10 protein-coding genes are annotated in these 6,194 nt (G+C 67.5%); 4 read left to right on the plus strand and 6 right to left on the minus strand.

The window, feature by feature from the left end; all coding sequences use genetic code 11:
- Window positions 1–261 precede the first annotated feature (261 nt).
- Window positions 262–1,230 (minus strand): LysR family transcriptional regulator, encoded by a 969-nt coding sequence (locus MKK69_RS10230; protein ID WP_243967685.1) that lies wholly within the window; start codon window positions 1,228–1,230, stop codon window positions 262–264.
- An 80-nt stretch (window positions 1,231–1,310) separates the two neighbouring features.
- Between MKK69_RS10230 and MKK69_RS10235 the strand changes: the two genes are divergently transcribed.
- Complete coding sequence (locus MKK69_RS10235; RefSeq protein WP_243967686.1) at window positions 1,311–1,757, plus strand: cupin domain-containing protein; 447 nt, start codon at window positions 1,311–1,313, stop codon at window positions 1,755–1,757.
- Window positions 1,758–1,845: 88 nt separating this feature from the next.
- On the opposite strand, the gene MKK69_RS10240 is transcribed toward MKK69_RS10235, so the two are convergent.
- Genes MKK69_RS10240 through MKK69_RS10250 form a run of 3 tightly spaced genes read right to left on the minus strand, consistent with a single transcriptional unit; the run spans window position 1,846 to window position 3,823 of the window.
- Window positions 1,846–3,174 carry a Y-family DNA polymerase gene (locus MKK69_RS10240; RefSeq protein ID WP_243967687.1) on the minus strand — a complete coding sequence of 443 codons (1,329 nt, stop codon included), beginning with the start codon at window positions 3,172–3,174 and terminating at the stop codon, window positions 1,846–1,848.
- Window positions 3,171–3,623, minus strand: a complete 453-nt coding sequence (locus MKK69_RS10245; protein WP_243967688.1) for a LexA family protein — start codon at window positions 3,621–3,623, stop codon at window positions 3,171–3,173. Before MKK69_RS10245 ends, MKK69_RS10240 begins: the two co-directional genes overlap by 4 nt.
- A gap of 5 nt (window positions 3,624–3,628) precedes the next feature.
- A complete protein-coding gene (locus MKK69_RS10250; protein WP_313900843.1) occupies window positions 3,629–3,823 on the minus strand; it encodes a hypothetical protein in 195 nt (64 codons plus the stop codon).
- A 150-nt stretch (window positions 3,824–3,973) separates the two neighbouring features.
- Between MKK69_RS10250 and MKK69_RS10255 the strand changes: the two genes are divergently transcribed.
- Window positions 3,974–4,219, plus strand: a complete 246-nt coding sequence (locus MKK69_RS10255; protein WP_243967690.1) for a DUF6894 family protein — start codon at window positions 3,974–3,976, stop codon at window positions 4,217–4,219.
- An 8-nt stretch (window positions 4,220–4,227) separates the two neighbouring features.
- Window positions 4,228–4,482 (plus strand): hypothetical protein, encoded by a 255-nt coding sequence (locus MKK69_RS10260; protein ID WP_243967694.1) that lies wholly within the window; start codon window positions 4,228–4,230, stop codon window positions 4,480–4,482.
- A gap of 38 nt (window positions 4,483–4,520) precedes the next feature.
- Here MKK69_RS10260 and MKK69_RS10265 read toward each other — a convergent pair whose 3' ends face one another.
- Window positions 4,521–4,718: a hypothetical protein gene (locus MKK69_RS10265; protein ID WP_243967691.1), complete on the minus strand. Its 198-nt coding sequence runs from the start codon at window positions 4,716–4,718 to the stop codon at window positions 4,521–4,523.
- A gap of 367 nt (window positions 4,719–5,085) precedes the next feature.
- On the opposite strand from MKK69_RS10265, the gene MKK69_RS10270 reads away from it, so the two are divergent.
- Entirely contained in the window at window positions 5,086–5,502 is a 417-nt protein-coding gene (locus MKK69_RS10270) for a helix-turn-helix domain-containing protein (protein WP_243967692.1), read from the plus strand.
- On the opposite strand, the gene MKK69_RS10275 is transcribed toward MKK69_RS10270, so the two are convergent.
- Window positions 5,499–5,762, minus strand: coding sequence for a hypothetical protein (locus tag MKK69_RS10275; RefSeq protein ID WP_243967693.1), 264 nt, complete (start codon window positions 5,760–5,762; stop codon window positions 5,499–5,501). The two genes, MKK69_RS10270 and MKK69_RS10275, sit on opposite strands and share 4 nt — an antisense overlap.
- Window positions 5,763–6,194: the final 432 nt, after the last annotated feature.

Consider the following 6,194-nt stretch of genomic DNA (forward strand, 5'->3'; position numbering starts at 1 on the left):
GACGACGTTTGGCACTCTCGAACGGCAGTCCCGGAGAGCCACCTCAGGATATCGGACTATGGATCGATAAGGCATTTACCGGGCCGCGTCGGGGGATACAGCCCTGGGCTCGTCGCCGAGAGGCAGACGTTCCGAGTACGACCCAACTCGGTCGCCCAGGCGACGGCAGAAGCCGCTCGAAAGCGGCCACTCGTCGGCGGTGCGGCAACCGCGGCTCGGGGCGCATAGCAACGACTTGGGCTGGAGGTCAGCACGTCTCGATTAAGGCTCATCGAGATCGTTCGTCCGGCAGGTCGGCCCCTGAAGCGGTGAACTCGCCAAGGCATTCGACAGAGTTTGACGCCACCAGCTGTGTCCAGGATCGTGCTGGAAGCGCGGATGCCACCAGAGATACGCGACGCTCGGTGGCAACAGGATCGGTGGTTCCCTGACTTCAACATCGTGCCGCGACGCACGATCGGTGATCGCCTTCGGCAGCGTCGCGATGAGGTCGGATGCTGCCACCATCCAGATCGCGGCCGGGAAGCTTGGGACTGTCATAGCGACGCGTCGACGCCGTCCGACAGCCGACAGAGCCATGTCCACAATACCCGTGCGGTCCCCTCCGGTGCTGACGAGCACGTGCGGCAAGGTGGTGTAGGCGTCGAGGTCGAGCGGGTCCGTTAAAGCTGGATGCCCGCGTCTTACCACACAGCGGAACGGCTCGGAGATGACACGCACCCGCATCAACGCGCGATCGAGCGCCAGCTGCTGCTCGACTTCGGCCCCTGCTAGGACAAGATCGAGGTTACCGCTCGCAAGGTCTTCAGCGAGTCCCTGGCCGATCGGCCTCACCTGGAAATCCAAGCCGGGTGCTTCGCGCCTGATCCGACCGAATAGCTCGGGTAGAACCGTGAACTGGGGATAATCCGGTGTCGCTAGGCTGAAGCACCGAGTCGAGTGCGCCGGATCGAACGTCGGCTCCCGGCCCAGCACGCGTTCGAGTTCCGAGAGGCCGAGTGACAGCCCAGGGCGCAGGGCCAGCGCGCGGGGTGTTGGGCAGAGCGTATTACCGACCCGAACCAGTAACGGATCGCCGAACCGCATCCGTAATGCACGAAGCGAATGACTGACAGCCGATTGCGTGAGGCCGAGCGCGCTCGCCGCCTGCGTCACGCTGCGATGATCGAGCAGCGCGTCGAGCACGAGGAACAGGCGGAGATCGCGCTCGGATACATGACGTGGGCTCATGTGTGTATGAGAACTCTTAATCTCGGCTCATGTCGAGAGTGGGCCTAAAGACGGGCATTCCACAAACAGGGAGCCAGTCGATGCACCGGACCGAAACCATGAGCTTCGCTGGAACGCTCGTCGACATCTTGGTGTCGGGCGAGGAGACCGGCCGGCAGTTCTCGTTGCTGCGCATCACAAACCCGTCCGGTGTATGGACGCCGCCGCACCGGCACCTGCACGAGGAGGAAACCATCTATGTGCTGTCCGGACAGGTGGAGGTCGAGACCGGCGGCAAGACTCGCTCGTTGTCCATCGGGGAGGTTCTGCACCTTCCGCGAGGCCAAGCCCATCGGCTGGGGAACGCCGGTCCTGAAATAGCCGAAGCCCTGGTGTTCTGTACGCCATCCGGCTTCGAGCAGTTCGTCCGAGAGGCAGGTCAGACAGCTGCGACCTCGGCGCCCGCTCAGGCGCCTGATGCGGAGGCTCTGGCACGTCTCAGCAGCTTGTCGGCGCGCTTCGGCATCGAGCTCCTGCCGTCAACCTAACGGTGATGTCCGCTTCCATGTATCGCCGCCCAGAAGCGGACCGGCGGCTTTCCACCAAAACCGGACCCAGCGGCCGGTCAGCCCTCCATCACGCATACGCCACCGGCAGCTCGCCGACCTGCGTCGTGTAGCGCGGCGTGCGCATCTCGAACTTCGTGCTCCAGTCCCGCCGGCTCACCAGCCCAGCGCGGGCCGGCACCACCGCGCCCCGGCCCCAGCGCGCGTTGCACGCGTCCATCGCCGCCATCAGCGGCTCGGATCGCGCGCGCTCCAGCGCGCCGATCAGCGCCCGCGGGCTGTGCGACAGCGGCACCAGGTCGTTCGTGACGATCCCCGCCTTCGAGTAGCGCCACGGCCGCTCCCCCGGCTCGCGCCAGGTCTTGGCCACCCCGTGCCGCGCCGCCTTGATCAGTGCCAGCGTGTCGGAGGTGTGCTCGGGTAGGCTCACGGTTGTCGAGACCGAGCGCATCGGGGCGTCCCGGTCGTGCTCGCTCGTGTGGTAGAACACCGTGACGTGGTCGGTGCCCAGCCCCTCCCGCCGCAGCTTCTCGCCGAGCCGCGTCGCGTGGGCCGCCACCGCCTCCTCCAGCACCGCCCGCTCGGTGATCCGGGCGGAGAACGAGCGGGTCACCGCGCAGCCCTTCCGCCGGGCTGGCACCAGCTCCAGCGGCAGGCAGGCCAGCCCGCGCAGCTCGTGGATGATCCGCTCGCCCACCACGGTCAGCCCCTTGCGCACCGGTCGCGGATCGAGGTCGCGCAGGTCCGCCACGCTCTCGACACCCATCGCCTGGAGCTTGGCCAGCGAGGCCCGGCCGATGCCCCAGACCTCGGCCACGTCGATCCGGCACAGCCAGTGCGCGTAGGCGGCCGGATCGGTCAGGTCGCACACCCCCTGCAACTCGGGCACGGTCTTGGCGATGTGGTTGGCGAGCTTGGCCAGCGTCTTGGTCGGGCCGATGCCGACGCAGGTCGGGATTCCCGTCCAGGCCCGCACCGTGGCGCGCAGATCCCGGGCGAGCGCGACCCGGAGCGCCGGCGCCACGTCGGTGAGGTTCAAGAAGCTCTCGTCGATGGAGTAGATCTCCACCTGCGGGCTGAACTGCCGGTAGACCGCGTTGGTGCGCCCGGACATGTCGCCGTAGAGGGTGTAGTTCGACGAGAACACCCGCACGCCGCGCGCCCGGCACAGGTCGCGGATCTTGAAGTACGGATCGCCCATCTTGATGCCGAGCGCCTTGGCCTCGGCCGTGCGGGCGATCGCGCAGCCGTCGTTGTTCGAGAGCACGATCACCGGCACGGCTGCGAGCCTCGGGTCGAACACGCGCTCACAGGAGCAGTAGAAGCTGTTGCCGTCGATCAGCGCCACGGCGCGGCCGCCGCCGATCCGGTCGCGCCGGCGGGCCTCGGGCGTGCTCACGACGTGTGCCCACGGGCGACGTGCCAGCGGATCGAGAAGCGCACGACGCCCCAGATCGCGCCCTCGCCGAGTTCCTCGACCGCGAAGGCGGGCAGGTCCGGGTTGCAGAAGGCGAGGCGTGCGGCGTTGCCCTCGATCACGAGGCGCTTGCACGACATCTGGCCGTCGATCGCCGCCACGACGATGCTGCCGTGGCCGGGGGTGAGGCTGCGATCGACGCAGGCGAGGTTGCGGTCGTAGATGCCGGCGCCCTCCATGGACGAGCCGGCGATGCGCCAGAGGAAGGTCGCGGGCGGGTTCGGCACGAGCCAGCGCGGCAGTTCGAGGGCGCCCTCCAGGAAGTCGTCGGCGGGGGAGGGAAAGCCGGCGCACAGGGCCTGGCCGATCAGCGGCACGCGGACGGCGTCGGGGCTGTCGACGAGCAGCGCGTCGATCCGATGGATCGGCATGCGCGTCAGCCCCCCCCGATGAGGCAGTAGGCATACCCACGCGAAATCAGCCGGCGCTGCTCCACGACACATTGCTCGGCCGCGTCGAGGTCGCTGAGCGCATCCGTGATCGCCTGCACGAGCGCCGCCCGGGCATCGCCCTCGGCGGCCCGGAGGTAAGCCGCGGCAATTCCCTCGGCCTCGGACGGACGGATCTCCACAGGCGGCTCGTGCCGTTGGGCGTGCATCCGGATCACAACCTCGATTAGAACACATCGGGAACAAAGCGGATGGCGAGGCGTGGTTCAATGGCTGTTTCGGATCGCGCGACGATCGCTGTGGGCGCCTGTGGAGAGGTCGGGAAAACGCCAATGCCGCGGAGGCTTTACCGCTTCCACTGCCTGGGGGGCGGTGAGGCCGTGTTCGACCTGCAGGGGCGGTGGTTGTCCAGCATCCGCGAGATTCGACAGCACGCGGACCGGGTGGCGCTGGATCTGATGACGGGGGCCGGGTGCCAGGATTGGACGGTGTGGCTGGTGGACGTGCGCGATGCCGCAGGTCGGCCGGTGCTGTTTCGCGCGTTCACCGCCGTGACGGTGGACGGCACGCGGGCGTGAGCGACGGTATGGCGATGAAGACGGCGTTCGTGGTCCAGCCGTTCGAGCTGCACCGGAAGCGGCTGCGGCCAGCCCGGCAGGAGGCGGCATCGACGGAGAGCGGCGCGCTGAAGAAGGCCGAGAACCTGGCCAAGCGCATGCCGGGCGCGGCGGCGCTGAAGGTGGTGGCCGACGACGAGACCGGCGAGCTGGAGGGCGTGACGATCCTCGGCCAGTGGGGCGAGATCCCGGACGACTTCGCCGAGAGCCTGCAGGGCGGTTAGGGATCAGCGCTCAGTCGCTAAGGGTTCTGCGGCCGGCCTCAGATCAACCCGCCGGCGGGCCCGCCCGTGAGGGAGCGACCCGCGCGCGTGACCAAATTCGCGAACGCCAGGGCGGCGGCCGATGCCTGCGTCTTCGAGGGAAAGGTCCGGTCCGATTCGAGGACCGTCATCTGAGCCCCGTCGAGCAGCACCCAGGTCCACAGGTGTCGGTTGGTGGAGCGGATCTCGAAGTGCACGGCCGGCTCGCGATGTGGGACATGCCCGCATCATGAGTCGGGAAAAGGGCTGCGGCGTTAATGGCTTGTCCAGCGCAACAACCTGTGTCGGCTAACATTGCGGTTGCCCCCGACATCCTCGAAGATCACAGCCGAGGCCGGCCGCGGTTCCGCGCCGCAGGCTTATCCGACTGCGTGCAAGCTTTCGCACCGGGGCCGGGGATGCGGACTGCGTAAGCGCGCCATTCTTACTGATTGCGGTCACGCCATCCCATTGACGCACGTCTGGATTGCATGATTGTGCGCAACTCAATCGCACGTAATCTAGTTTGAGGGTCGTCGATGCTTCAGTCGACACCATCCCTGCCCACCCGAAAGACCCTTTCGAATGACCGCACCCGTGATCGCCCAAACGGCGCCGAAGCTGGCGACAGACGCTGACCGCACGATCGGCAGCCGGATCGCCACGCTCCGAGCAGCCCAGGGCTTGAGCCAGAGCGCTCTGGGATCCGCCCTCGGCGTCAGCTTTCAGCAGGTGCAGAAGTACGAGAAGGGTCGCAACCGCATTGGTGCCGGCCGGCTTCAGGCGATCGCCGAAGTCCTGAAGGTGCCGGTCGAAACGTTCTTTGCGCCTCAGCTGGGATCGACCGGTTCCGGAACCGAAGGCGCGACCTTCCTCGAGGATCCGCAGGTGATGGAACTCGTCACGGCCTTCGCGCGCATCACGGACGGCGCCACCCGCGCCGGGGTGCTCGCGATCGTGAAGGCGACAGCCGGCCTGCCGCCACAGCCTGCTCGGGGTTAGAGGCGCCTGTCGGCGGGCGCGGACACCGGCACGCCCGGCGTTAGTCCCTTCAAGAAGCGGTAGCCCGAGGTTTGGGCGAACGCGATGCGATCGGCATGAACAGCTTCAGCCGCGCCAGAGCTAAGCATCAGCAAGCCGCAGGAATCGACGCGCAGCGTGCTGCTCGACGGGTGCACGCCGAACAGCTCGGGCGCGGTCCAGTCGAGCCGGTACGCTTCGGCGCCGTGTTGATCGAAGAAGGCTAGGGCGTTCTCGCGCATCACCACTCATCTCGCCGGGGCGAGGTATCGGCACGGTGACGCGTGTTCGGACAGGCGCTCGATCAGGTCGCGCCAGGAGGCGACGGCGGGCGGGAGGTCTGACATGCCCCCGGCGATACGGGCGAATAATTGCCTGAACGGAAAACCCGCCAGGCGCTGGGCTGGGTGGGCAGATGTCATTAGTGGTGTTCGCCGCCGCTCCCTCGACGGTGAGCGCTCGGCCTTTCGTCGCACGCTGGCTTTTCCTCCGAACCGTCAGCGGCGCACGCAGTTGCTGGCTGACCACGATGTAGGAGAGCACGATGTCGAACCCAGCCAAGGGACAGCACGGCGATGGCCAGCGCCACAGCACGATGAGCGCCCAGGAACAGAAGGCCGCCGAGGTCCAAGAGGCCGGGAGCGCAAAGGCCAACGCAGGCCACCCTGAGGTTC

This window comes from Methylobacterium sp. J-026 (assembly GCF_022829585.1).
GTDB lineage: Bacteria > Pseudomonadota > Alphaproteobacteria > Rhizobiales > Beijerinckiaceae > Methylobacterium.